The organism is Rhodobacter aestuarii, assembly GCF_900156655.1.
Taxonomy (GTDB): domain Bacteria; phylum Pseudomonadota; class Alphaproteobacteria; order Rhodobacterales; family Rhodobacteraceae; genus Rhodobacter; species Rhodobacter aestuarii.
Genome location: NZ_FTOG01000001.1, coordinates 583,400 through 607,742 on the forward strand (window position 1 = coordinate 583,400; position 24,343 = coordinate 607,742).

Annotated in this window: 19 protein-coding genes; 15 read left to right on the forward strand and 4 right to left on the reverse strand. The window is 60.7% G+C overall.

Annotated features, from left to right (window positions below; all coding sequences use genetic code 11):
• The first annotated feature begins 1 nt into the window (after window position 1).
• The 7 genes from BW967_RS02715 (at window position 2) to hflX (ending at window position 9,782) form a co-directional block, all read left to right on the forward strand.
• Complete coding sequence (locus tag BW967_RS02715; RefSeq protein ID WP_076483467.1) at window positions 2-1,375, forward strand: response regulator; 1,374 nt, start codon at window positions 2-4, stop codon at window positions 1,373-1,375.
• 67 nt (window positions 1,376-1,442) lie between these two features.
• Entirely contained in the window at window positions 1,443-3,707 is a 2,265-nt protein-coding gene (locus BW967_RS02720; RefSeq protein ID WP_108188551.1) for a sensor histidine kinase NtrY-like, read from the forward strand.
• A complete protein-coding gene (gene ntrX / locus BW967_RS02725) occupies window positions 3,704-5,128 on the forward strand; it encodes a nitrogen assimilation response regulator NtrX (protein WP_076483468.1) in 1,425 nt (474 codons plus the stop codon). The genes BW967_RS02720 and ntrX overlap by 4 nt, the downstream gene beginning before the upstream one ends.
• Before the next feature lie 75 nt (window positions 5,129-5,203).
• Window positions 5,204-6,580, forward strand: a complete 1,377-nt coding sequence (gene trkA / locus BW967_RS02730; protein ID WP_076483469.1) for a Trk system potassium transporter TrkA — start codon at window positions 5,204-5,206, stop codon at window positions 6,578-6,580.
• 6 nt (window positions 6,581-6,586) lie between these two features.
• On the forward strand, window positions 6,587-8,113 hold the full coding sequence (locus tag BW967_RS02735; RefSeq protein WP_083951872.1) for a potassium transporter TrkG: 1,527 nt from the start codon (window positions 6,587-6,589) through the stop codon (window positions 8,111-8,113).
• Between the two features lie 155 nt (window positions 8,114-8,268).
• A complete protein-coding gene (hfq, locus tag BW967_RS02740) occupies window positions 8,269-8,502 on the forward strand; it encodes an RNA chaperone Hfq (protein ID WP_013067525.1) in 234 nt (77 codons plus the stop codon).
• Complete coding sequence (gene hflX, locus BW967_RS02745) at window positions 8,499-9,782, forward strand: GTPase HflX (RefSeq protein ID WP_076483470.1); 1,284 nt, start codon at window positions 8,499-8,501, stop codon at window positions 9,780-9,782. Before hfq ends, hflX begins: the two co-directional genes overlap by 4 nt.
• A 53-nt stretch (window positions 9,783-9,835) precedes the next feature.
• Here hflX and BW967_RS02750 read toward each other — a convergent pair whose 3' ends face one another.
• On the reverse strand, window positions 9,836-12,310 hold the full coding sequence (locus BW967_RS02750) for a penicillin acylase family protein (protein ID WP_076483471.1): 2,475 nt from the start codon (window positions 12,308-12,310) through the stop codon (window positions 9,836-9,838).
• 101 nt (window positions 12,311-12,411) lie between these two features.
• Here BW967_RS02750 and BW967_RS02755 point away from each other — a divergent pair, with 101 nt between their 5' ends.
• Entirely contained in the window at window positions 12,412-13,284 is an 873-nt protein-coding gene (locus BW967_RS02755; protein ID WP_076483472.1) for an NAD(P)-dependent oxidoreductase, read from the forward strand.
• Window positions 13,285-13,346: 62 nt separating this feature from the next.
• Here BW967_RS02755 and ssb read toward each other — a convergent pair whose 3' ends face one another.
• Complete coding sequence (ssb, locus tag BW967_RS02760; protein WP_076483473.1) at window positions 13,347-13,874, reverse strand: single-stranded DNA-binding protein; 528 nt, start codon at window positions 13,872-13,874, stop codon at window positions 13,347-13,349.
• A gap of 172 nt (window positions 13,875-14,046) precedes the next feature.
• On the opposite strand from ssb, the gene BW967_RS02765 reads away from it, so the two are divergent.
• The gene (locus tag BW967_RS02765) at window positions 14,047-14,664 is read left to right on the forward strand and encodes a lytic transglycosylase domain-containing protein (protein ID WP_076483474.1); all 618 of its coding nucleotides are present in this window, start codon (window positions 14,047-14,049) and stop codon (window positions 14,662-14,664) included.
• 81 nt (window positions 14,665-14,745) lie between these two features.
• Here the strand turns inward: BW967_RS02765 and BW967_RS02770 are convergent, their stop codons facing one another.
• Window positions 14,746-15,303: a lipid-binding SYLF domain-containing protein gene (locus BW967_RS02770; RefSeq protein ID WP_076483475.1), complete on the reverse strand. Its 558-nt coding sequence runs from the start codon at window positions 15,301-15,303 to the stop codon at window positions 14,746-14,748.
• 106 nt (window positions 15,304-15,409) lie between these two features.
• Window positions 15,410-16,408 carry a porphobilinogen synthase gene (gene hemB / locus BW967_RS02775; protein WP_076483476.1) on the reverse strand — a complete coding sequence of 333 codons (999 nt, stop codon included), beginning with the start codon at window positions 16,406-16,408 and terminating at the stop codon, window positions 15,410-15,412.
• Here hemB and BW967_RS02780 point away from each other — a divergent pair.
• The 6 genes from BW967_RS02780 to BW967_RS02810 all read left to right on the forward strand — a co-directional run bounded on the left by BW967_RS02780 (window position 16,398) and on the right by BW967_RS02810 (window position 24,301).
• Entirely contained in the window at window positions 16,398-17,072 is a 675-nt protein-coding gene (locus tag BW967_RS02780; RefSeq protein ID WP_308811414.1) for a component of SufBCD complex, read from the forward strand. The two genes, hemB and BW967_RS02780, sit on opposite strands and share 11 nt — an antisense overlap.
• Before the next feature lie 53 nt (window positions 17,073-17,125).
• Entirely contained in the window at window positions 17,126-20,563 is a 3,438-nt protein-coding gene (gene mfd, locus BW967_RS02785) for a transcription-repair coupling factor (RefSeq protein ID WP_076483477.1), read from the forward strand.
• A gap of 273 nt (window positions 20,564-20,836) precedes the next feature.
• Window positions 20,837-21,838: an ABC transporter substrate-binding protein gene (locus tag BW967_RS02795; RefSeq protein WP_076483479.1), complete on the forward strand. Its 1,002-nt coding sequence runs from the start codon at window positions 20,837-20,839 to the stop codon at window positions 21,836-21,838.
• A gap of 77 nt (window positions 21,839-21,915) precedes the next feature.
• Entirely contained in the window at window positions 21,916-22,827 is a 912-nt protein-coding gene (locus tag BW967_RS02800; protein ID WP_076483480.1) for an ABC transporter permease, read from the forward strand.
• Window positions 22,820-23,920, forward strand: a complete 1,101-nt coding sequence (locus BW967_RS02805; RefSeq protein ID WP_076483481.1) for a quaternary amine ABC transporter ATP-binding protein — start codon at window positions 22,820-22,822, stop codon at window positions 23,918-23,920. Before BW967_RS02800 ends, BW967_RS02805 begins: the two co-directional genes overlap by 8 nt.
• Before the next feature lie 3 nt (window positions 23,921-23,923).
• The gene (locus BW967_RS02810; RefSeq protein ID WP_076483482.1) at window positions 23,924-24,301 is read left to right on the forward strand and encodes a helix-turn-helix domain-containing protein; all 378 of its coding nucleotides are present in this window, start codon (window positions 23,924-23,926) and stop codon (window positions 24,299-24,301) included.
• The last annotated feature ends 42 nt before the right edge of the window (window positions 24,302-24,343 follow it).

Here is a 24,343-nt window from a genome sequence, read left to right on the forward strand (position 1 = left end):
CATGGATGGCACCGTTCTCGTCGCCGACGACGACCGCACGATCCGCACCGTTCTGACGCAAGCGCTGACCCGCGCCGGCTGCAAGGTCCATGCCACGGCCTCTTTGATGACGCTGATGCGTTGGGTGGAGGAAGGCAAAGGCGATCTGGTGATTTCAGATGTGATGATGCCCGATGGCAATGGTCTGGAGGCTTTGCCGCGCATTGCCCAAGAACGCCCCGGCCTGCCGGTTATTGTGATCTCGGCGCAAAACACCATCATGACGGCAATTCAAGCCGCCGAGGCCGATGCTTATGACTATCTGCCGAAACCGTTTGACCTGCCCGATCTGATGAAACGCGCCGCGCGGGCGCTCGAACTCAAGCGCCGCGCGCAGGTGGTGCCGAAAGTGGTGGAGCCGACCCGGCCCGAAAATTCGGATCTGCCTTTGGTTGGTCGCACCGCTTCGATGCAGGCACTTTATCGGCTTGTTGCGCGGGTGATGAATGCCGATCTGCCGGTGATGATCATGGGGGAATCGGGTACCGGGAAATCGCTCATTGCGCGCGCGATCCATGACTTTTCAGACCGCCGCACGCTTCCTTTCGTGGTGGCGCAAGCCGCCGACCTTGCGGGCGCCGATGGCCCCTCAAGCCTGATTTCCCGCGTCAAAGGCGGCTCGCTCGTTTTTGACGAGGTGGGGGATTACGACGATGAAACCCAAGGCCGGATCGTGCGGATGCTCGATGCGCTGCCCGATCCCGCGCCGCGGATCATGGCCACCACGCAAGTGGACCTTGCCGCGCAGATGGAGGCGGGCAAGTTCCGCCAAGACCTGTTCTACCGTTTGGGCGGTGTGACGCTCGCGGTGCCCGCGCTGCGCGAGCGGGTGGAGGATATTCCGCTTTTGACCGATCACTTCTTGAGCCGGTGCGAGCGGGATGGGCTTGGCCTGCGCCGCTTCTCCAATGATGCGATGGCTCTGGTGCGCGCCTATGCGTGGCCCGGCAACGTGCGCCAGCTTGAAAACACCGTGCGCCGCTTGGTGGTGACCGCAACGGAAGAAGAAATCACCCGGGCCGAGGTGGAATTTGTGCTCGGCAACCAGCCCGCGATTGAGCCTTTGCGCTCGGGCGGCGAGGGCGAGAAGCTTTCCGCCTCGATCGCGCGGCATCTGCGGCGCTACTTCGATTTGCATGGCGGGAACCTGCCGCCGCCGGGCCTCTATGATCGGATTTTGGCTGAAATGGAGGCCCCGCTCATTGAAATCTCGCTTGATGCGACGGGCGGAAACCAAGCCAGATGTGCGGATTTGCTGGGGATCAACCGCAATACCTTGCGTAAAAAGATCACCGATCTGGATATACAGGTGACACGGCGTCGCAAGCTGATGTAAATAGGTCACAGGTAATTGTGGCAAATCCGTCTCATAGGATTCGCCACGGCTTGGGACCGGGGGCTTCGTGCACAGCGCGTTGAAAAGCACCGCTTGGGAGCGGTTAGCGCGGCTACGGCGGCAGCGTCGCTTACAGAACGGCTTTGTTCTGGGGGTCGCTGTGCTGGGGCCGGTGCTGGCGCTGGTGACCTTCGTGGTTTTGGGGCCGCTGGGGCAGGGGGCCGATAGCACCGCGCTGCGGCTGACGCTGCTGGCGGACTTCATCTATTTCTTGCTTCTGGGCGGGCTGATCGTGGTTCGGCTCGCGCAGATTGTGGCGGCGCGGCGCGCGCGCGCCACCGGGTCGCGGCTCACGCTGCGGCTGACCGGGATGTTTGCGGGCATTGCGCTTGTGCCCACCATTTTGGTGGCTTTGTTTGCGGGCTTGACGGTGAATGTGGGCCTTGAGGGCTGGTTCTCCGACCGGGTGCGCACCGTGGTGGGGACATCGCTTTCGGCAGCGGAAGCCTATCAAGACGAACACCGCCGTGATTTGGTGCAGGACGCGCAAGCGCTTGCGGGCTTTTTGAACCTGCGCCGTCAGGCGGCGACCTTTGCCACCGATGGTGATTTGCGCGAATGGCTGGTTGCCGGGCAGCAAGGCATCCAGCGCGGGCTGAAAGAGGCCTATGTGATTGATGGTTCTGCGCAAATTGTGGCGCGGGGGGATCGGTCTTACCTCTTTGATTTTGAAACGCCGCCCGCAGAAAAGATCGTTGCGGCGGGTAAAGGCGGCACCGAGCTGATCGAAGATTGGCCGAACTCCGAATTTCGTGCGTTGGTGCGGCTTGATGCGTTTGTTGACCGCTATCTTTACGTCTCGCGCACGGTGGATGGTAAAATCCTGTCGCTCTTGGATGATACGCGCGAAACCGTGGCGCTTTATCAACAGCTTGAGGCGTCCCGCGGGCGGCTCTTGTTTGAGTTTGGCCTTGTTTACATTGGCTTTGCGCTGATCTTGATCTTGGCCGCCGTTTGGGCGGGGCTGTGGTTTGCCGAGCGGCTTTCGCGCCCGATTGGGCGTTTGGCGGCCGCCGCCGAACGGGTGGGCACGGGCGATCTGGATGCGCAGGTGTTGGAAGAAGAAGGCGATGATGAAATCGCCACTTTGGGCCAATCCTTCAACCGGATGACGCGGCAATTGAAGCATCAGCGCGAAGAATTGGTCGAATCGCATCGTGAAACCGACGAGCAGCGGCGGATGTTTGATTCCGTTTTGTCATCGGTCACCTCGGGGGTGATTGGGCTTGATGCAGAGGGGCGGATCGACTTCCTCAACCCTTCCGCGACGCGGCTTTTGATGTTGCAGCCCAGCAGCGACACCGATCGCCCGCTGGAAGAGGCGGTGCCAGAGTTCGCATATCTTTTCAATCGCTTGCGGGACGGTTTTCATACTGTCGTGCAAGAGGAAGTGCGGGTATCTCGGGCCGGGCGGTTGGAAAGCCTGCTTGTGCGAATGGCCGAGCGGCGGCGGGAAACGGGCGCACGCGAAGGCTTTGTGGTGGCCTTTGACGATGTGACGGACCTTGTTTCTGCCCAGCGGATGGCGGCTTGGGGGGATGTGGCGCGGCGTATTGCGCATGAAATCAAAAACCCGCTCACGCCGATCCAGCTTTCTGCAGAACGGATCAAACGCAAATTCTCCAAACAGATCGAAGCCGATCAGGTGGAGGCGCTCGACAATCTGACCGGGGTGATCATTCGCCAGACCGATGATCTGCGCCGCATTGTTGATGAATTCTCGCGTTTTGCGCGGATGCCCGAACCCGACCGGCGCGACCATGATATTGTGCAGCTCGCCCGTGATGCGGTGTTGCTGCAAGACGGTGCGCTGCATGGGGCCAAGCTGACCGCTAATCTGCCCAAAGGGCCAGAAGTGGTGGAGTTGGACGCGACGATGATCAGCCAAGCGCTTGTGAACCTTATCAAAAACGCAGGCGAGGCGATTGAGAGTTTGCAAGAGAAAGGCGCGCCGGAAGGCTGGGCGCCAGAAGTGCGCGTCGCGCTCACCGCCCATGAAGAGATGATCGAGATCACCATTGCCGACAATGGCATTGGTCTGCCGCCCGACCGGGCGCGGCTTTTTGAGCCCTATGTGACCACCCGCGCCAAGGGCACCGGGCTTGGGCTGTCGATCGTCAAGAAAATCATCGAAGAGCACGGCGGCACGTTGGCGCTGACCGATGCCCCCGCATTCACCCCCGAGGCCCATCGGGGAGCCATGGCCGAGATTCGGCTGCCACGCGCGCGCGCAGGTCTGCGTGCCATCAAGGACAGTGAGCCTTCCCCATGAGTGACATCCTGATTGTTGATGACGAAAAAGACATTCGCGACCTGATCGCGGATATTTTGGGGGATGAAGGGTTTTCCACCCGCACCGCCGCCAATTCTGAAGATTGCATGGCGCAGATCAATGCCGAGGCGCCTGCGCTGATGATCCTCGATATCTGGCTCAAAGACAGCCAGATGGATGGGATCGACATCCTCAAAACGGTGAAGCGCGACAACCCCGATGTTCCGATCATCATCATCTCGGGGCATGGCAATATTGAAATCGCGGTCGCCGCGATCAAGCAAGGCGCTTACGATTATATCGCCAAGCCCTTTAACATTGACCAATTGATGGTGGTGATTTCGCGCGCGATGGAAACCTCCCGTCTGCGGCGCGAAAACTCCACGCTCCGGCGGCGCGATCTGCATTCGGGCGATATGATCGGCCATTCGGTCGCCTTCAAACGGCTCAAAGATCAACTGGAAAAGGTCACCAAATCGAACGGGCGGGTGATGCTGACGGGCGAGCCGGGCTCGGGCAAAGAATCGGCGGCGCGGTATATTCACCAGCATTCCACCCGCGCGGCGGCGCCCTTTGTGACGGTGAATTCCGCCACCATCGCCCCCGAGCGGATGGAAGAGGTGCTGTTTGGCCGTGAAACCGCCGAACGTGGCGTTGAAAAGGGGCTTCTGGAGCAAGCCCATGGTGGGGTGATCTATTTCGACGAAGTGGCAGAGATGCCCACCGGCACGCAGGCGAAAATTCTGCGCGTGCTGACCGAGCAGCAATTCACCCGGCTTGGTGGCTCGGACAAAGTGCGCGTTGATCTGCGGGTGATTTCTTCGACCACGCGCAACCTGTCCAGTGAGATTGCGGCGGGCCGCTTCCGCCAAGAGCTTTATGATCGGCTGAATGTGGTGCCGATTGCGGTGCCAAGCTTGGCCGAGCGGCGCGAAGATGTGCCGGTTTTGGCGGAGCATTTCATCGAAGTGTTCAACCGCACGCAGGGTCTGAGTGCGCGTGAAATCTCGGAAGAGGCGGCGGCCACGCTGCAAACCATGGATTGGCCCGGCAACATCCGCCAATTGCGCAACGTGATCGAACGCGTGTTGATTTTGGGCGAAGGCACCGGGCCGATTGAGGCGAAGGAATTCACCGCAGGCGCCAGCACGCCCGAGGAAGGGCGGATTGTGCTTGGCGGGCAATTGGCCTCGCTGCCGTTGCGTGAGGCGCGGGAGTTGTTTGAGCGCGAATATCTGCTGACGCAAATCAACCGTTTTGGCGGCAATATCTCGCGCACGGCGGCTTTTGTCGGCATGGAACGCTCGGCGCTGCATCGTAAGCTCAAATCGCTTGGCGTGGTCACCGGCGCGAAGGGCGCCGCGCGCGGCGGGCAGGACGAGGGCGAAGACGATCTGGACACCGTCGAGGACGCGGGCTGAGCGCCCAATCGGGGGCCGATTGACCGTTTCGTTTCTGCGGCTTAGAACGAAGGCCAGAAAGACGGAGGTCGGGCGATGAAGGTGATCATCTGCGGTGCGGGGCAGGTGGGCTGGCAGATTGCCCGCCATCTGGCCGGGGAACGCAACGATGTGACCGTGATCGACACGAACCCCGAGTTGGTGCGCCGTGCCTCTGACCTGCTCGACGTGCAAGGGGTGGTGGGGTTTGCTTCGCACCCCGATGTGCTGGACCGCGCGGGCGCGCGCGATTGCGATTTGATCATTGCCGCCACCTATTCGGACGAGGTGAACATGGTCACCTGTCAGGTCGCGCAATCGGTTTTTGGCATCACCCGCAAGATCGCCCGTCTGCGTGCGCAAACCTATATGGCGCCGCAATATGCCGATCTGTACCGCCGCGACCATCTGCCGATCGACGTGATCATCAGCCCCGAACGCGAGGTGGCGGATGCCGCGATCCAGCGGCTTTTGGCGCCCGCGACCTTTGACACGGAAAGCTTCCTCAATGGCGCGGTGCAGCTTTTGGGCATCGCGCTTGAGGAAGAATGCCCGGTGCTCGACACGCCTTTGCGGCAGTTGAACGACCTCTTCCCAACGCTTGGGGCGATGGTGGTGGGCGTGCGCCGTGAAGGGCGTTTGTTCGCGCCAGAGGCGGGCGATCAGCTTTTCGCGGGCGATCAGATCTACGTCTTTACTCTTTCCAAAGACATCAACCGCACCTTGGAAATCTTTGGAAAGGCAACAAAAAAACAAGAACGCATCACCATCATCGGTGGCGGGATCGTGGGGCTTGGCGTGGCCAAAGCGCTTGAGGCCCGCTCCGACCGGGTGCGGGTCAAGATCATCGAGCGCGACCGGAAAACCGCCGAAGAGGCGGCGGACGCGCTTGAGCGCACCATTGTGTTGCACGGCGACGGCATGGGCACCGAGATGATGGACGAGGCCAATGTGGCGCGGGCGGATGCGGTTTTGGCGGTCACCGATGACGACAAAACCAATATCTTGGCCGCCGTGCGTGCCAAGCAATTTGGCTGTAAAATGGCGATCTCGCTCGTCAACGACCCGACGCTGGTGCCCTTGATGGCGCCTTTGGATATTGACGCCTATATCAACCCGCGCGCGATCACCGTTTCTTCGATTTTGCGCCATATCCGGCACGGTAAGGTGCGCGGCGTCTACTCAATTGGCGATGCCGAGGCCGAGGTGATTGAAGCGGTGGTGCTGTCCACCTCGCCCATCGCCGGGCGCGCTGTGCGCGAGATTGAATTCCCCGAAGGCGTGCTGTTGGGCGCGCTGCGCAAAGGCGATATGGTGATGAAACCTACGGGGGACACCAAGGTGGAGGAAAACGACGTGATCGTTCTCTTCGCGCTTTCGCATGACATCCCAGAGGTGGAGCGGCTGTTGCAGGTCTCCATCGATTTCTTCTAAGCGCCGATGCTGCGGCTCTTCACCCAGCTTCCGCTTTTTGTGCAGCTGATGCTGCTGGCCTCGGTTTCGATGCTGGTGCCGGCGGGCTATGGGGTGATTGAACACCAATCGCGGGTGGCCCGGGTGTTCTTTCAGTCGTCTTTGCTTTTTACGATGATCTCGCTGGTGGTTGGGCTGGCGGCGGCGGCGAACCCAAAGCAAAACCGCGAACGCTCGCTTTTGCTGACGCTGTTTTTTGCGTTCTTGGGGCTGCCGTTGATGCTGGCCGTGCCCTTTGCCGAAGCGATTCAAAACACCGGGCTTTTGAATGCTTGGTGGGAGATGGTGTCGAGCTTTTCGACCACCGGGGCCACGCTTTACGCGCCCGAACGGCTGCCCGTCAGCCTGCACCTTTGGCGCGCGCTGGTGGGCTGGATGGGCGGCTTTTTCATCTTGGTGATGGCGATTGCGGTGTTGGCCCCTTTGCGCATCGGCGGGTTTGAGATTTTCTTTGCGGGTGGCTTTGGCCAGCAAAGCGGCGTTGCGCCCTCGTTCATTCGCGATGGTGTGGCCGAACCAAGCGAGCGGATCGCGCATTACATCCGCGTTTTGGGCCCGGCCTATGCGGCGCTGACCGTCGTGCTTTGGGGCGCGCTGATTTTGGCGGGCGATCCCGCGGAACTGGCGCTGATCCACGCGTTTTCAACGCTTTCCACCTCGGGCATTACCAGTTTGAACCATACGGGCGATGCGCCCTCGGGGCTGTTGGGAGAGGCGTTGATCTTCCTCTTTCTCATTCCCGCGCTGTCGCGGCGGCTTTGGCCCGGCGGCGGCGAATTGCGCGCGACCGAGAAACTGCGCGATGACCCCGAACTGCTGTTGGCGGTGGCGCTGATCGTTTTGGTGACGCTGTTCTTGTTTGCGCGCCACTGGATCGCGGCTTTGGATATTGAAAGCTCAAAACAAGCGCTGCCCGCGATTTTGCGCTCGCTTTGGGGGAGCTTGTTCACGGCGCTGTCGTTCCTCACCACCACGGGCTTTGAAAGCTCAAGCTGGAATGATGCGCGCTCTTGGTCTGGCCTTGGCACGCCGGGTGTGATTTTGGCGGGGCTTACCATCACCGGCGGCGGCATTGCCACCACGGCGGGCGGCGTGCGTTTGCTCCGCGTCTATGCGCTGTTCCGCCTTGGCCAGCGGGAGTTGGAAAAGCTTGTCCATCCGCAATCGGTCGCGGGGGGCGGGCAGGTGGCGCGGCGGTTGCGCCGCGAGGGTGCCTATATCGCATGGATCTTTTTCATGCTGTTCGCGCTTTCCATCGCCGGGGTCATGCTGGCCGTCACCGCCTATGACAATGAGTTTGAACCCGCGCTGGTTTTGTCGATTGCGGCGCTGTCCAACACCGGGCAATTGGCCTCGGTCGCGGTGGATCAACCGATTGACTGGGCGCTTTTGGGCGCTGAACCAAAAGTGATGCTGGCCTTGGCAATGGTGCTGGGGCGGCTTGAAACGCTCGCAATTATTGCTCTCTTCAATCCTGATTTTTGGCGTAACTAACCTAAAGTTGCGGCAAAGATGAGCAATTTTCTGGCATTTGCCCCTTTCGCCTCCAATTCGTGCTGGAAACTGCCGCGCGCTTGGGCATACTGGCGGCAGGGGACTAAGCGCCCCGCTCGACAGGACATGCAAGACAAGAAAAAGGCATAATAAAAATGGCTGCCGACAAACAGAACCTTCAGGACGCATTTCTCAATCACGTTCGCAAGACCAAGGTTCCGGTCACGATTTTCCTTATCAATGGTGTGAAACTGCAAGGCGTCATCACCTGGTTCGACAATTTCTGCGTGCTGCTGCGCCGCGATGGCCAATCGCAGCTGGTTTATAAACACGCGATTTCGACCATCATGCCCGGCTCGCCCATCTCTCTTTACGAGGGCGAAGACTGAGCGATTTCATCCTTTCGAAGGAACGGCCCACGCGGGTCTGGGTGCTGCACCCGGACCTGAAAGCCGTTGATGCGCGCCGCATGCCCGATTTGCGGTTGGCTGAGGCGGTGTCGCTTGCGGCCGCTTTGCCGGATCTAGAGATCATCGGCCATGAAGTGGTGCGCCTACCCAAACCCCATGCCGGGCATTTGTTTGGCACGGGCAAATTGGCGGAGTTGAAAGAGCGGCTGCATGATGCCGAGATCGACCTTGTTTTGGTCGATGGCCCCGTGACGCCAATTCAGCAACGCAACCTCGAAAAAGCTTGGAATGTGAAGCTGCTCGACCGCACCGGGCTGATCTTGGAGATTTTTGCCGACCGGGCCCGCACGCGCGAAGGTGTGTTGCAGGTGGAACTGGCGGCGCTGAGCTATCAGCGCACGCGGCTGGTGCGCGCTTGGACCCACCTTGAGCGGCAACGCGGCGGGTTTGGCTTTGTGGGCGGGCCGGGGGAAACCCAGATTGAGGCCGACCGTCGGGCAATTGACGATCAGGTCATCCGGCTGAAGCGCCAGCTTTCCAAGGTCGTGAAAACCCGCGAATTGCACCGCGCCGCGCGGCGCAAAGTGCCGTTCCCGATTGTTGCGCTGGTGGGCTACACGAACGCAGGAAAATCGACGCTTTTCAACCGGATGACCGGGGCCGACGTGATGGCGAAAGACATGCTTTTTGCCACGCTCGACCCGACCATGCGGGGCGTTGAGCTGCCCTCGGGGCGACGCGTGATCATGTCTGACACGGTGGGCTTTATCTCGGATCTGCCGCATGAGTTGGTGGCGGCCTTCCGCGCAACGCTGGAAGAGGTGCTGGAAGCCGATCTGATCTTGCATGTGCGCGACATTTCCCACCCCGAGACCGAGGAACAGGCCGAGGATGTGGGCGAGATTTTGGAAAGCCTTGGTGTGGCCGAAGATGTGGCGCTGATCGAGGTTTGGAACAAGATCGACGCATTGTCAGAGGAAACGCGGGCGAGCCTTTTGGCCACCGATGCGCGGCGCGAAGATGTGCAATCGGTCTCGGCCCTGTCGGGCGAGGGGATCGAGGCGCTTTGTGCCGCGATTGAAGAGCGGTTGGGCGAAGAACGCCTGTCGGAAACGCTTGATCTGCCCTTTAGCCAAGGCCGCGCCCATGCGTGGCTTCATGCCCAAGGCGTGGTGCGCGAGGAGCGCCAAGGCAAAGAGGGCTGGCATCTGGACGTGAGCTGGACCGCCACGCAAAAAGCGCGTTACGAGCGGTTATAGGCTGAAAAAACTTCAAGAAAACAAATCTCTAGGCGCTGCTTTTGAAGCGGCGCCTAGTCGTTTTCTGCCTTGGGTTCAAGCCGAGTAATGCCCGAGGCCGCTGCGCGCGCAAGCTCCGGGTCAAGCGACATCGGCACATATTCCCCGCGCCGCCAGCGGTCTGCCAGATCGTCGTAATGGCTTGAAAGCGGATGACCCGATTGCCCGGTCGAGATCACGAAAACCGAACTGTCCGGGTCGGCAAAGTCATAAACACCGCGATAGCCCGCGCCATGCACATTGGCGTAAAGGTCGGGCCCGGTGCCGCGCGTCACGCCCCGGTTGAGGGTGAAATCCCCCCCCGAGGTGGATTGGCGGATATTCATGATCCAGCCCAAAAGCGTGGAATTGCCAAGCGCGGCGTGTTTATGCACCGCCTCATGCGCGTCGCCCCAGCGCCAGCTTTCAATCTGGGGGCCGTATTTCTCGCTCAACCCCAAAAGCGCCGCGTCCAAAGAGATGCGCGCAATATCGGAGCAGGTTTCACGCGGGGCGGATTGCAACACGTCACACCAGCGCGCCGCGCCATCGGTGTTGCGCAAAACGCGCTCCAAAAAGAGTGGTTGCAGATGGGTGTATTTGGCGGCGAGTTCGGGGCCAAGTTCATCGCGCAGCACGCGGCTTTGGAACTCGCGCATCCACGCGGCATAGATCAGTGGCTCGGGCAGATGCTCGTTCATATCGCCATCCCACGCCGCCAGCAGTTCCAGAGCGCGTTGGCGGAACCGTTCGGGCGTGCCTTCGGGCGCGGGCTGGCCGGTGAACCACAGATCGGCGCCGACGAGCGGCAAGAGGCCCCGCGCGGCTGGCGAGACGGTATCAAGCTGCGCGGCAATGAAGCTTTCGCGCGAATGCACCTCCCGCTCGCCCATCAGCCGGGTGAGCCGGGTTACACGCTCGGTATCGCCCCAATCAAAGCTGACATGTTCAGGAAAGGCGCGGTCGGTCACCTTGTTATTGGTGTTGATGACAATGCCACCCGCTGGGTTTTCAACGCGCGGGTTGAGCGCATAGGGCAGCCGCCCTTGCCAGCGCGAGGCCGCAAGCCAGCCGGGGGTCGGCATCCGTCCTTGGGTCGGGTGGTTCGTCGCGCGCCGGGGCAGGGCACCGAGCGTCACCATGCCGACCGTTTCTTGATCGGCGAGCGTCAGGTTCATGGAAGGCGCCAAGAAGCCCTCGCCCGCCGCGATGGCCTGCGTCACGTTTTGCGATTGCATGATCTCAAGCGCGGCACTGATTGAGGTATCGGCAGGCGACAGCGCCGACCAGCCAAGGCTCATCACATGGCCCGGCGGCGTGACGGTGCCCAGATCAAAATGGCCCGCAGGCAGCACGGGGCCGTTCTCGCTCCAGCGCAGGGTGAGGGTGATCGGCGTTTGATCTTTGACCTCGACAATCACCTTGCGGGTGCGGAATTCGGCCCAACTCGAAGGGGTCCGGTAGCGCTCTGGGTTTGCCGGATCAAGCTCTTCGACAAAGACATCTTGGTCATCGGCGTAAGAGGCGCTGACGCCCCAACCGAGATGCGGGCTGCGGCCCGAAAGGACCAAAGGCACACCCGGAATCGTGGCGCCAATCACCCCGCCGGAAGAGAGTTCAAGCCGGGCCAGATACCAAAGCGAGGGGGCCGAAAGCGCCACATGCGGGTCGTTGGCCATCAAGGCGCCACCCGCCGCCGAACGGGATGGCGCGGCGGCATAGGCATTGGACGCAGTGGCAAAAATTGCGGGGCCAAAGGGAGATAGCGGGCCTTCTTCATCTGCTTTGGCGCTGCGGGTTTCGGGCACGGCACTGGGAAAAAGGGTGGCGTAATCGGGCAGCGCCATCACGCCGGTACCCGGCACATCGGGCATCAGATCTTCCGCCCAGCCTTGGCCAAGGAGTGATAGCCTTGCTCGTAGAACTTCGGTTTCCACCTGCGTTGCGCCCTGCGCCGCCATCAGCTTCAAGATCGCGATGGAATCGGCGGGCGTCCAATAGGGGATCGGCGCATCGAACAAAAAGAATTCCGGCGCGCCACGGCCAAGGGCCTGATCATTGACCGTTTCAACCCAAGCGTTGACGCCACGCGCATAAGCCTCAAGCGCCGATCTGGCAGCCGGGCTTTGCGCGGATACCGAGGCCATCGCCGCGCCGTAAAGATCAAGCCGCCGCATCAGCTCATCGGTTTTGAGCGTTTCGGGGCCGAAGACCTCGCTCAGCCGCCCCTGCACGGTGCGGCGCAGCATCGTCATTTGCCACAGCCGATCTTGGGCATGGGCCAGCCCCAAAGCAAAGAACACATCGGCATCGGTTTGCCCAAAGATATGCGGCACGTTTTCGGTAGTGCGCACAATCTCAACCGGGGCGGAAAGCCCCTCAACTGCGTAGGTCGCGTTGTAATCGGGCAGCGAGCGGGCGGCAAAATACCAAACCCCCGTCACCCCCACCACAAAGGCGGCCAGCGCAAAGGTTACAAGGCGAACCATCCAGCGAAAGAAGCGATACATCGAAACCCTTTCGAAGGCGCGGCGTTGACGGGGCAGGCGCAGGCGTTACTAAGTCAGGGCAGGCAAAGTTTCAACGCGCAAACGCGCGCAAGGAGGCACGGATGGCGAAGCTGGCATTTTTGGGCTTGGGGGTGATGGGGTATCCGATGGCGGGCCATCTGGTCGCCAAGGGCCATGCGGTCACGGTCTATAACCGCACCGCCGCCAAGGCCGATGCTTGGGTCGCGCAATATGGTGGCGCGATGGCGGCCACGCCCGCGGCCGCAGCGACGGGGGCCGATTTCGTGATGGCCTGCGTTGGCAATGATGATGATCTGCGCGCGGTCTGTTTGGGCGAGACGGGCGCTTTTGAAGGCATGGAAGAGGGCGCGATCTTTGTTGATCACACCACCGTTTCGGCCAAGGTCACGCGGGAGCTTGCGCAAGCGGCGGATGCTCTGGGCTTGGGCTTTGTCGATGCGCCGGTTTCTGGCGGGCAAGCGGGCGCGGAAAATGGCGTGCTGTCGGTGATGTGCGGCGGGGCTGAGGCGCATTATGCAGCCGCCGAGCCGGTGATTGCGGCTTATGCCAAAATTTGCCGTCGTCTGGGCGAAAGCGGTGCCGGGCAAATGGCGAAGATGTGCAACCAGATTGCTATTGCCGGGCTGGTGCAGGGGCTCTCTGAATCTTTGCATTTCGCCGAAAAGGCGGGGCTCTCGATCCCGGAACTGGTGGAGGTGATCTCGCAAGGGGCGGCGGGCAGCTGGCAAATGGTGAACCGCGCCGAGACGATGGCGGCAAACAAATTCGACTTTGGCTTTGCGGTGGATTGGATGCGCAAGGATCTGGGCATCTGTTTGGAAACCGCGAATGAAACCGGGGCAAGCTTGCCGGTCACGGCGCTGGTCGATCAATTCTATAAAGATGTGCAGAAGATGGGCGGCAATCGCTGGGATACTTCGAGCCTGATCGCGCGGCTGCGCAAGCTTGATTAAAGGACGGGAGCGCTGCCCCCTGATCCGCTAAAAACAAAGGGGGCCGCGTGGCCCCCTTTTTCTTAGAACGGGATGTCGTCGTCGAAATCCGACCGGCCACCGCCCGAAGGCGCGCCGCCGCCACCTTGGTTGCCGCCGCCATAGCCGCCGGGGCCATCGTCATACCCGCCGCCGTAGCCGCCACCGCCTTGGTTGCCACCGCCGTAGCCACCGCTACCACCGCCCGCGCCGCCGCCGTTCGGACCATCTAGCATGGTGAGGGTGCCGTCATAGCCTTGCAAAACGACTTCGGTCGAATACCGATCTTGGCCGCTTTGATCTTGCCATTTCCGGGTTTGAAGCTTGCCCTCAATATAGACCTTGGAGCCTTTGCGCAGATATTGCTCCGCGATGCGCACCAAACCCTCTTGGAAGACGGCTACGCTGTGCCATTCGGTGCGCTCTTTACGTTCGCCCGATTGCTTGTCGCGCCAGGTTTCCGAGGTGGCAATGCGTAGGTTGCAAACCTTGTTTCCATTGGAAAAAGTTCGCACTTCCGGGTCGCGCCCGAGGTTGCCCACCAAAATAACCTTGTTTACGGACCCTGCCATAACACTCCCTCGTGCGATTCCGATTTGGCAGACAACTTACCCAAGGGCGGGCGCGAGAGAAAGGGGCGCTCGGCAAAAGCTTGCACGCCTTCGCGGGCCTTAAGCAAAGCTCTGGGCAAAACGGCCAATCTTTTCTATAGTGCGGGCGTTTTGGGTACCTGTGGACGGTCGGATGAAGACAAAAGCCGTGACGATTGGGCTGGGGCTTATGCTGGCGCTTGCGCCGGTGGCTGCCGATGTGGCGCGGGCCGATGGGCTGGTGCTTGGGCGGAAATCCACGAAATCTCAGTCTCTTGTGCGTGCGAGCCAGTTCGCGCTTTTGGATGGGCGGCTCTCTGGGCAATATTCCAATTCCACGCGGCTGCGCCCCGATGCGCCCAAGGGCGGCGATGAGGCGGCTTCAACCCCGCGTTATTCGGGCCGCTATAAGGGCGAATATCTGGGCCATGCGAAAGCGGCAGCGGCGCGGCATGGGATTCCGGAAGATTTGTTCTTGCGTCTTGTGCAGCAAGAAAGCGGCTGGAACCCCGGCGCAGTCTCGCCCAAAGGGGCGCGGGGCTTGGCGCAGTTGATGCCCGGTACGGCGGCGAAACTTGGGGTGGATGCGGCAGATCCGGTGCAAAACCTTGAGGGCGGCGCACGCTATTTGCGGATGATGTATGACCGCTTTGGCAATTGGCGGCTGGCGCTTGCGGCCTATAACGCCGGGCCCGAGGCGGTGGAAAAACATGGCGGGGTACCGCCTTACACCGAGACGAAGAATTACGTTCGGATCATCTACGGCAGCTAAGGCGAAACTTAGCTTTGTGTTGCAAGGAATTGAAAAGGCGCGGAAAATACCCGCGCCTTATGCGTTTTGAGGGCGTTGTGATCAGGGCAGAATGCGGGTGTATTTCGTGCCCGCAAGCGAGGCGCCGACGATCAGCCCCGATTGCCCAAAGACCTGAACCACCACCGGCGCGAGCGTCGTCGTGGTATCGGTGCCAATCGCGGCGCCATGATCGGGCAGCGCATAGCGCGCATCGGCGCCCAGTTCCCAACCATCGGCGCGGCGGAAATCAGCCAAGGCTTTTTCGGTCATGAAGAACAGCGCATGGGCATATTGCTGCGCGCCGATCTGGAAGCCAAAACTGGCCGAAGCGGCGGAGTAATAATCCACCGTCACATTGTTGATGCGCAGCGCGCCACGGCCAAAGGCACCGCCGACGCCAAAGCCTGCTTCGGTCATCAGCGGCATGTAGAGCACGCCCACCGATTTATCGAGCAATTGCTGCGACGAGGTGAAGTTGCGCAGCATGTAAGAACGCGTCGCATCCACGCGGGCGTCGATCTTTGCCGCGCCATTCGAGCCCACGCCATTGCCGCAAGCCGCCAGCCCAAGGCTTGCGCCGCCTGCCAAAAGAAGGGTTCGTCTGGAAAGATCTGTCATCTGCTCGCTCCGTTAGGGGCCGGGTTTTCTCCGGTTCGCGCAAGACTTTAGCGCAGCCCCGCCCGCTTGTCATGCCCAAGGGGCGTGGGGGCTGCGCTTTGCGCGTTCAACCGCCGATAAGCTTGGCGGCTTTCGGCGCGAAATAGGTCAGCACCCCGTCACAGCCTGCGCGACGGAAGCCGATCAGGCTTTCCAGCATCACTTTGTCATGATCGAGCCAGCCGTTTTGCACCGCCGCCATCAGCATCGCATATTCACCCGAGACCTGATAGGCGAAGGTCGGCACTTGGAACTCGTCCTTCACGCGGCGGACGATGTCGAGATAAGGCATGCCGGGCTTGACCATCACCATATCGGCCCCCTCGGCAATATCGCGCGCCACGTTGCGAAGCGCCTCATCCGAATTGCCCGGGTTCATCTGATAGGTTTTCTTATCGCCCTTGAGCGCGCCCGAAGCGCCCACCGCATCGCGGAACGGGCCATAAAAGGCAGAGGCATATTTCGCGGCATAAGACAGGATCGTGATATCCTTGTGGCCAGCCGCTTCCATCGCCTCACGGATCTGGCCCACGCGGCCATCCATCATATCGGACGGGCCCAGAATATCGGCCCCGGCCTCAGCTTGGGCGAGCGCCATTTTCACAAGCGCTTCAACGGTTTCGTCGTTGATGATGATGCCATCGCGGACAAGGCCGTCATGGCCATTGGCGTTATAGGGGTCCAGCGCGATATCGGTCATGATCGCGACTTCGGGCACCGCCGCTTTCATCGCTGCAATCACCCGGTTGACGAAGTTGTCGCCTTGCCAAGCCATTTCGCAGGTTTCGGTTTTCACCGCCGGATCGGTGTAGGGAAACAGGCAAATCGCCGGAATACCAAGCTCGGCCGCTTCTTCGGCGGCCTTAATCGCGCCCTCCATCGTGCGGCGCACAACCCCCGGCATCGAGGCGATTTCCACATCTGCGCCGGGCACATCGGTAATGAAAATCGGCCAGATTAGGTCTTTGACGGAAAGCCGGGTTTCCTGTGCCAAATCGCGCAAAGCGGCGGTGCTGCGCATCCGGCGCATGCGATTGGTGGGGAAGGGCGGGGTGATGAGCGTCATGGCATTCTCCTTCTTACACTTTCGGTGCCACGGATTACCCGCCTTCTCAAGCCCCTCGAATGTCGCGGCCCGCTTGCATGCCGCGCGCGAATGCGCGAAACCGGGGGCAGAACAAGAAGCGAGCCTGCCGTTGAATATCCTGGAAACGATCTTCGAACTGATCGACATGCGGTCATTTTCGAACCTGTGGTACTGGATTGCCTTGGCCGTGGTCTGGTCGACCACGTCGCATTGGGTGCTGGGGGTGCCGTTTGATCTGGTGGTGCAGGCGCGCCGCAAGGGCGGGCAAGCCGGGCAGGATATGCTGGTGCTGACGGGGATCAACACGCGCCGGTTGCTGCGCATCGGGCGCGAGGCGGGGGTGGTGTTGAGCCTCGGCGCCTCGTTCCTGCTCAGCCTGATCGTGATGCTGGGTTTTGGCTATGGGTTCGAATTTGCCCAAGCCGTGGCGCTGATCGCGCTGCCGCTCACCGTTGTAGGGGCGATGAGCCTGCGCACCGCCGCGCAGATTGAGCCGGTTCTGGCTCGTGCACCCGAGCCCGAGGAAGTGGCGGCGCTTTTGGCGCGCCATCGGGTGGCGGTGCAGGCGGTGGGGCTTGTTGCGATCACCGTCACCGCGCTTTGGGGCATGTTCCAGAACATGCAGCTATCTGTTCTACGTTAAACTATCTGCGCGCCGGTCCGAGGGGCCGGGGCGGAGCCCGACTGGGAATGGTTATGGAACATTTTCTTCTTTCCGGTGCGCCCGAGGGCTATGACGCCAAGCTGCTCGCCAAGGAATTGGCGCGCGGGCAAAGCGTGGTGCATGTGGCCCGCGATGATCGGCGGATGGAGGCGATGCGCGCCGCGCTCGCCTTTTTTGAGCCCTCCGCGGTGGTGCTGACCTTCCCGGCGTGGGATTGTTTGCCCTATGACCGGGTCTCGCCCAACCCCGATATTTCTGCCGCGCGGATGGCGACGCTCGCCGCTTTGGCCTCTGGCGCGGTGCCGGGGCCGTTTGTTTTGCTCACCACTTTGTCGGCGGCAACGCAGCGGATTCCGGCGCGCGATTTGGTAGCTGGGGCGAGCTTTTCGGCCCGTGTCGGGCAGCGAATTGATGAGAAGGCCCTCAAGCAATTCCTTGTTCGGATGGGATTTTCACCGGTTGGTACGGTTTCGGAACCCGGTGATTATGCGATCCGTGGCGGGATCATTGATATTTACCCGCCGGGCGAGTCTGGCCCGGTGCGGCTTGACCTTTTTGGCGATGTTCTGGATGGCGCGCGCCGGTTTGACCCGGTTAGCCAACGCACCACCGAGAAGCTGACCGCGATCGACCTTGCCCCGGTGAGCGAGGTGATTTTGGACGATGCCTCGATCACCCGGTTCCGGCAAAACTACCGCGTCGAATTTGGCGCCGGTGGGGCGGAAGACCCACTCTATGAGGCGGTGAGCGCCGGGCGCAAACATGCCGGGATGGAGCATTGGCTTGGCTTTTTCCACGAGCGGCTCGAGACGCTCTTCAGCTACCTGCCCGAGGCGACGGTGATGCTGGATGACCAGACCGAGCCGCAACGCCTTGTCCGCTGGGAGGGCATCGCCGATCAGTATGACACGCGGCGCGAGGCAATGACCCGGCGCGACCGGCTCGACACGGTTTATAAGCCCGCACCGCCGGATTTGCTCTACCTCGATAGCAAGGGCTGGGAGGCCGAACTGGCCGGGCACCGGGTGCTGAAATTGCAGGTGTTACCCGCGCCGCCGGGGCCCGGCATCTTGAATGCCGAGGCACGGATCGGGCGGAACTTTGCGCCGGAGCGTCAACTTGAAAATATAAACCTTTTCAGTGCACTGAAAGATCACATTCAGGCGCGTTTGAAGCTTGGCCCGGTGGTTTTGGCAAGCTGGTCCGAGGGGGCGCGCGAGCGTTTGAAGGGCCTTTTGGAAGACGAGGGCCTAAGTGGTAGCGTTCTTATAAACGATGCGCGCGGTATCAAAGGGCTGAGCCTTGCGGTCTGGGCATTGGATGCTGGGTTCGAGGCGGACGGGCTCACCGTGATCTCGGAACAAGATGTTCTGGGCGACCGGTTGGTGGCGAAACCGCGTAAGAAACGCAAGGCAGAGAACTTCCTGACAGAGGCGCAAAGCCTCAGCCCCGGCGATTTGGTGGTCCACGTCGATCACGGCGTGGGTCGCTATAAGGGGCTTGAGACGGTATCCGCCCTTGGCGCGCCGCATGAATGTGTGCTCTTGGAATATGCGGGCGGGGATCGGCTCTATCTTCCCGTTGAAAACATTGAACTTCTGAGCCGCTATGGCCATGAAGAAGGGCTTTTGGACAAGCTCGGCGGTGGCGCCTGGCAAGCGAAAAAGGCCAAACTCAAGGAACGTATTCGCCAAATTGCCGACCGGTTGATGCGGATCGCGGCAGAGCGGCTTTTGCGCGCGGCCCCTATGTTGGAAGCGCCGCATCATGAATGGGAGGCCTTCGCGGCCCGCTTCCCCTATACCGAAACCGAGGATCAGCTCTCCGCCATCGAAGATGTGGTCACCGACCTTGGCTCGGGCCGCCCGATGGACCGGTTGGTGGTGGGCGATGTGGGCTTTGGCAAGACCGAGGTGGCGATGCGCGCGGCCTTCATTGCCGCGATTTCGGGCTTACAGGTAGCCGTGATTGCCCCCACCACCCTGCTTGCCCGCCAACATTATAAGACCTTTGCCGAGAGGTTCCGGGGCACGCCGCTCACGGTGCGGCCGCTGTCTCGTTTTGTCTCCGCCAAGGAGGCGACCAAGACCCGCGAGGGGTTGGCCGAGGGCACGGTTGATATTGTTATAGGAACGCATGCGGTGCTGGCCAAAAGCGTAAAGTTCCGCAACCTTGGCTTGCTAGTCATTGATGAAGAACAACATTTTGGCGTTCAGCATAAAGAGCGGCTGAAAGAGATGCGCTCTGAAATCCATGTACTGACTCTCACCGCCACACCGATCCCGCGGACACTGCAACTCAGCCTGACTGGGGTGCGAGACCTCTCGATTATTGGCACACCGCCGGTCGATCGGCTGGCTATTCGCACTTATGTCAGCGAATTTGACGCCGTTACGATACGCGAAGCCTTGCTACGGGAACATTATCGGGGCGGTCAGAGCTTTTACGTTGTGCCAAGAATTTCCGATCTGGCGGAGGTGGAAGAGTTCCTGCGCAGCCACGTGCCCGAGGTCAGTTTCATCACCGCGCATGGTCAAATGGCGGCGGGTGAGCTGGATGACCGGATGAACGCCTTCTATGACGGCAAATATGACGTGCTTTTGGCCACGACCATCGTTGAATCCGGGCTCGATATCCCCACGGCGAACACAATGGTGGTGCACCGGGCGGATATGTTTGGCCTGTCACAGCTCTACCAAATCCGCGGCCGGGTGGGGCGGGCCAAATTGCGCGCCTATTGCTATCTGACCACCAAACCGCGCCTGCCGTTGACGCCACAGGCCACCAAGCGCCTGCGGCTTTTGGGCAGCCTCGACAGCCTTGGCGCAGGTTTCAATTTGGCAAGTCAGGATCTTGATCTGCGCGGCGCGGGCAACCTGCTGGGCGAGGAGCAATCGGGCCATATCAAGGAAGTCGGCTACGAGCTTTACCAAGCGATGTTGGAGGAAACGATCTCCAAGCTGAAATCGGGCGAGTTGACGGAAGCGGGGGATGATGGGGATTGGTCGCCACAAATCAACCTTGGCGTTCCTGTCATGATTCCAGAGGCTTATATACCCGATCTTGATGTGCGCTTGGGGCTTTACCGGCGCCTGTCGAGCCTGACCACCAAGGTCGAACTGGAGGGGTTTGCCGCAGAACTGATTGACCGTTTTGGCCCGCTGCCGAAAGAAGTGAACACGCTTTTGCTGGTGGTGCGGATCAAGGCGATGTGCAAGCGCGCGATGATTATGCGCATGGATGCCGGGCCCAAAGGCGCCACGGTGCAGTTCCATAATGACAAGTTTCCGAACCCGGCGGGGTTGGTGGAATTTCTCACCGATCAGCGCGGACTTGCCAAAATCAACGGCAACAAGGTCGTGCTTCAGCGCGATTGGAAAAGCGACGCCGAGCGGATCAAGGGCGCGTTTGCGATTGCCCGCGATCTGGCCGAGAAGGTGCGCGACGGCAAGAAGGCCGCGAAGGGCTAAACAGGCGGTTCCTTCGCGCGCCGAAGCCCGACGTAAGGTCAACCCTCATAGGGTTGCACCTCGGGGATGTATCATTTACGACTTTTATGTCGGTTTCGGCCGACCTTGTGAGCGTGCCTCTGCGCGCCTTGTGACCGGCCGCCCTTGTGGCCGGTTGTTTTGCGGCCCCGCGCCCCTTGGTGCTTGGGTGGGCCCAAAGAAATCAAACGGATTTCCGGCGCAAGCGGCGCGTCGGTCATCGTCGAGAACAGCCGCAAAGACAGGAGAAAGCCCATGACGAAGCGTTTCGCTTCTGCTTGGCTTGCCATGCCGCTCGCTGCTCTGGCCACTTCGGCCTGGGCCTCGGAGGAATGTGGCAACGTCAGTATCGCCGAAATGAACTGGGCCTCGGCGGGGGTCGCGGCACAGGTCGATAAAATCATTCTTGAACAGGGCTATGGCTGCTCGGTTGAGCTGGTGGCGGGTGACACCATGCCGACCTTTACCTCGATGAACGAGAAGGGCGAGCCGGATATGGCGCCCGAATTGTGGGTGAATGCTGTGCGCACGCCGCTGGATGCGGCTGTGGGTGAGGGCCGCTTGGTGATTGCGGCGGAAATTCTGGAAGACGGCGGCGTCGAAGGCTGGTGGATTCCGAAATATATTGCGGAAGCGCATCCGGAAATTGATAGCGTTCAGGCTGCGCTTGAACATCCTGAGTTGTTCCCTGCGCCGGAAGACCCCTCGGTCGGTGGCGTCTATAACTGCCCGTCGGGGTGGAACTGCCAGATTTCCACCGCGAACCTTTTTGCCGCGCTTGGGGCCGAGGACAAAGGCTTTGAGCTGATTGATACCGGCTCGGCTGCGGGGCTCGATGGCTCGATCGCCAATGCTTATGAGCGTGAGGCGGGGTGGCTTGGCTACTACTGGGCGCCGACCGCGATCTTGGGCAAATACGAGATGGTGCGTCTGTCCTTCGGCGTTGAAAACGACAAGGCCGAATGGGATGCCTGCACCGCAATTCCGGATTGCCCGGAGCCGAAAGTGAACTCCTATCCGGTGTCGGATGTGTTCACCGTCGTGACCAAGGAGTTTGCGGATAAAGCTGGCTTTGCAATGGATTACGTGGCGAAGCGTAAGTGGTCGAACGACACTGTCGGCAAGATCCTCGCGTGGATGGACGAAAACCAAGGCACCAACGAGGATGCGGCCTACCACTTCCTCGAAACCATGCCTGAGCTTTGGAAAACCTGGGTGCCGGAAGACGTTGCCCAGCGTGTTTCCGACGCGCTTTAAAAGCAGCTTGAGACTGTCGGCCGGGCCCTTGTTGGGGCCCGGCTGATCCTCCCAAAAGAAAAATAGAAAGGAACGGGATGGCCTCTGGTTGTTGGAGCTTACCCGATGCCCTGTGCCACTTTCCGTCGCTGGAAAGCAGCACATTGCGCACGATGCGCAAAACCGTTGACGGGGGGTTTCGTGACCTCGTCCGAACCTATTCCGACTGGATCGATGCCGCGACCGCGCCGCTGCAGGTGGCGCTGAACACGTTGGAAGATGCGTTCACCAACACGCCGTGGATCGTAGTGCTGGTGGTGCTTTTGGCGCTCGTTTGGGGCGCCTCGCGCGATTGGCGCATTGTGGTCGGCACCACGCTTGCGATGCTGATGATCGGCTGGATGGACCTGTGGGATGACACGATGGTCACGCTGGCCATGGTCTCGGTCTGCACCGCAATCGCGGTGGTGATCGGTCTGCCGATCGGCATTATCGCGGCCCGCTCGGACCGGATGCAAAAGATCGTCAACCCCGTGCTTGACGTGATGCAAACGCTGCCAAGCTTCGTTTACCTGATTCCGGTTGTGGTGATCTTTGGTATCGGCAAAGTGCCGGGCATGATCGCCGTGGTGATTTATGCCGTGCCGCCGATGATCCGCCTTACCAATTTGGGCATTCGCATGGTCGATGCCGAGGTACTCGAAGCGGCAGAGGCCTTTGGCTCTTCGGCGTGGCAAAAGCTGTGGAATGTGCAGTTGCCGCTCGCGCTGCCCGCGCTGATGACCGGGGTGAACCAAACCATCATGATGTCACTCTCGATGGTGGTTGTCGCCTCGATGGTGGGCGTGGGCGGTCTGGGTAAGAACGTGTTGCAAGCGATCAACAACCAGTTCTTCACGATGGGCTTCCTGAACGGCTTCGCGCTGGTGGCGATTGCGATCGTGTTTGACCGTGCCTCTCAGGCCTTTGGCCACCGTCTGCAAAAACACCGCGAGGTGCGCCATGACTGATCAAACCGTCACTATCGCGGAAGAGGACGACAGCGTCCCCGCCGGCCCCGGTATCGAAATCAAGAACCTTTACAAGATCTTCGGGCCCGATCCTAAACGCTGGATCGGCGAAGTGAAAAAGGGGATGAGCAAAGAGGAACTCAACCGAAAGCACGGCCATGTGCTGGGGTTGACGGATATTTCGCTCTCGATGCCGCCGGGCAAAATCACCGTGATCATGGGGCTTTCGGGCTCGGGCAAATCGACGCTCATTCGCCATGTGAACGGGCTGATCGCGCCCACGGCGGGCGAAATCATCTGCGACGATGCCGATGTTTGCCAAATGACCGAGCAAGAGCTGCGGCATTTCCGCCGGGCACGCACGGCGATGGTGTTCCAAAAGTTCGCGCTTTTGCCGCACCGCACCGTGCTCGAAAACACCTGCTACGGGCTCGATATTCAAGGCGTGCCGCGTGCCAAATCCGAACCTGAGGCGCGCCGTTGGATCGACCGTGTCGGGCTCAGGGGGTTTGAAGACAATTACCCCTCGCAGCTTTCGGGCGGGATGCAGCAACGCGTGGGGCTTGCGCGTGCGCTCACGACCGATGCCGATATCCTCTTGATGGACGAGGCGTTTTCTGCTCTGGATCCGCTGATCCGTCTGGATATGCAGGCGGTGCTGCTGGAGCTGCAGGAAGAGTTGCAGAAGACCATCGTCTTCATTACCCACGACCTTGACGAGGCGCTTCGCCTTGGCGATCGGATTGCGATCTTGCGAGATGGGCGGCTCGAACAGGTCGGTACAGGCCAGCAGATCGTGCAAAACCCTGCGAATGACTATGTCACGGCCTTCGTGCGCGAAGTGAACCGGGGCAGGGTGCTGCAAGCTGCCACAGTTGCACGGCCTCTTCCCGAGAGTAACCTTCCCGATATGAAGCTGTCTGGGAAACTTGTTCTCGAAGAGGCTGCCCGTCGGATGATTTCCGCCGGTGCATCTGAGGCTTTGGTGGTGGGGGCACGGAATAACCCGCGTGGCGTGCTGAATGTGTCGGACGTTCTGGCCGCTATGGTGCAACCCACCGAAACGACTTCTTCTCAACCGAAGGGAGGTTAGAGAATGGACGCGGAAGATCCCGATCATTGGTTTGACGAGGCGGTAGCCACGTTTGGGGACCGGTTGTCTGCGGCGCGTGATGCCGCAATGCACAGCCGCGCCTCGCTGGCCGAAAAACTGGGCGTGGCGCCCGATATCTATGACAGCTGGGAGGATGACTCGGCGATGCCGCGCGCCAACCAGATCCAGATGCTGTCGGGCATGCTGGGGGTGTCGCTCGCTTGGCTGCTGACAGGCGAAGGCCCGGGCATTCCGGCGCCGCATGATGCGGCCCAAGCCGAGGCAGAATTGGAACGTCTGACCGAAGACTTGCATGCGACGCAAGCCCGGATGGAACAACTTGAAGAGCGCGTCCGTCAGATGATGCTGCGCCTTGAGTGAGTTCTAAAAAGTTGCGTGTTTAAAATGCATTACGGCGCGGTC

What these genes read in the sequence shown, in the direction of transcription:
- BW967_RS02715 (WP_076483467.1), top strand. Translation starts at nt 2, where the DNA reads ATGGATGGCACCGTTCTCGTCGCCGACGACGACCGCACGATCCGCACC.
- ntrX (WP_076483468.1), top strand. Translation starts at nt 3,704, where the DNA reads ATGAGTGACATCCTGATTGTTGATGACGAAAAAGACATTCGCGACCTG.
- trkA (WP_076483469.1), top strand. Translation starts at nt 5,204, where the DNA reads ATGAAGGTGATCATCTGCGGTGCGGGGCAGGTGGGCTGGCAGATTGCC.
- BW967_RS02735 (WP_083951872.1), top strand. Translation starts at nt 6,587, where the DNA reads ATGCTGCGGCTCTTCACCCAGCTTCCGCTTTTTGTGCAGCTGATGCTG.
- hfq (WP_013067525.1), top strand. Translation starts at nt 8,269, where the DNA reads ATGGCTGCCGACAAACAGAACCTTCAGGACGCATTTCTCAATCACGTT.
- BW967_RS02750 (WP_076483471.1), bottom strand. Translation starts at nt 12,310, where the DNA reads ATGTATCGCTTCTTTCGCTGGATGGTTCGCCTTGTAACCTTTGCGCTG.
- BW967_RS02755 (WP_076483472.1), top strand. Translation starts at nt 12,412, where the DNA reads ATGGCGAAGCTGGCATTTTTGGGCTTGGGGGTGATGGGGTATCCGATG.
- ssb (WP_076483473.1), bottom strand. Translation starts at nt 13,874, where the DNA reads ATGGCAGGGTCCGTAAACAAGGTTATTTTGGTGGGCAACCTCGGGCGC.
- BW967_RS02765 (WP_076483474.1), top strand. Translation starts at nt 14,047, where the DNA reads ATGAAGACAAAAGCCGTGACGATTGGGCTGGGGCTTATGCTGGCGCTT.
- BW967_RS02770 (WP_076483475.1), bottom strand. Translation starts at nt 15,303, where the DNA reads ATGACAGATCTTTCCAGACGAACCCTTCTTTTGGCAGGCGGCGCAAGC.
- BW967_RS02780 (WP_308811414.1), top strand. Translation starts at nt 16,398, where the DNA reads ATGAGCGTCATGGCATTCTCCTTCTTACACTTTCGGTGCCACGGATTA.
- hemB (WP_076483476.1), bottom strand. Translation starts at nt 16,408, where the DNA reads ATGACGCTCATCACCCCGCCCTTCCCCACCAATCGCATGCGCCGGATG.
- mfd (WP_076483477.1), top strand. Translation starts at nt 17,126, where the DNA reads ATGGAACATTTTCTTCTTTCCGGTGCGCCCGAGGGCTATGACGCCAAG.
- BW967_RS02795 (WP_076483479.1), top strand. Translation starts at nt 20,837, where the DNA reads ATGACGAAGCGTTTCGCTTCTGCTTGGCTTGCCATGCCGCTCGCTGCT.
- BW967_RS02800 (WP_076483480.1), top strand. Translation starts at nt 21,916, where the DNA reads ATGGCCTCTGGTTGTTGGAGCTTACCCGATGCCCTGTGCCACTTTCCG.
- BW967_RS02805 (WP_076483481.1), top strand. Translation starts at nt 22,820, where the DNA reads ATGACTGATCAAACCGTCACTATCGCGGAAGAGGACGACAGCGTCCCC.
- BW967_RS02810 (WP_076483482.1), top strand. Translation starts at nt 23,924, where the DNA reads ATGGACGCGGAAGATCCCGATCATTGGTTTGACGAGGCGGTAGCCACG.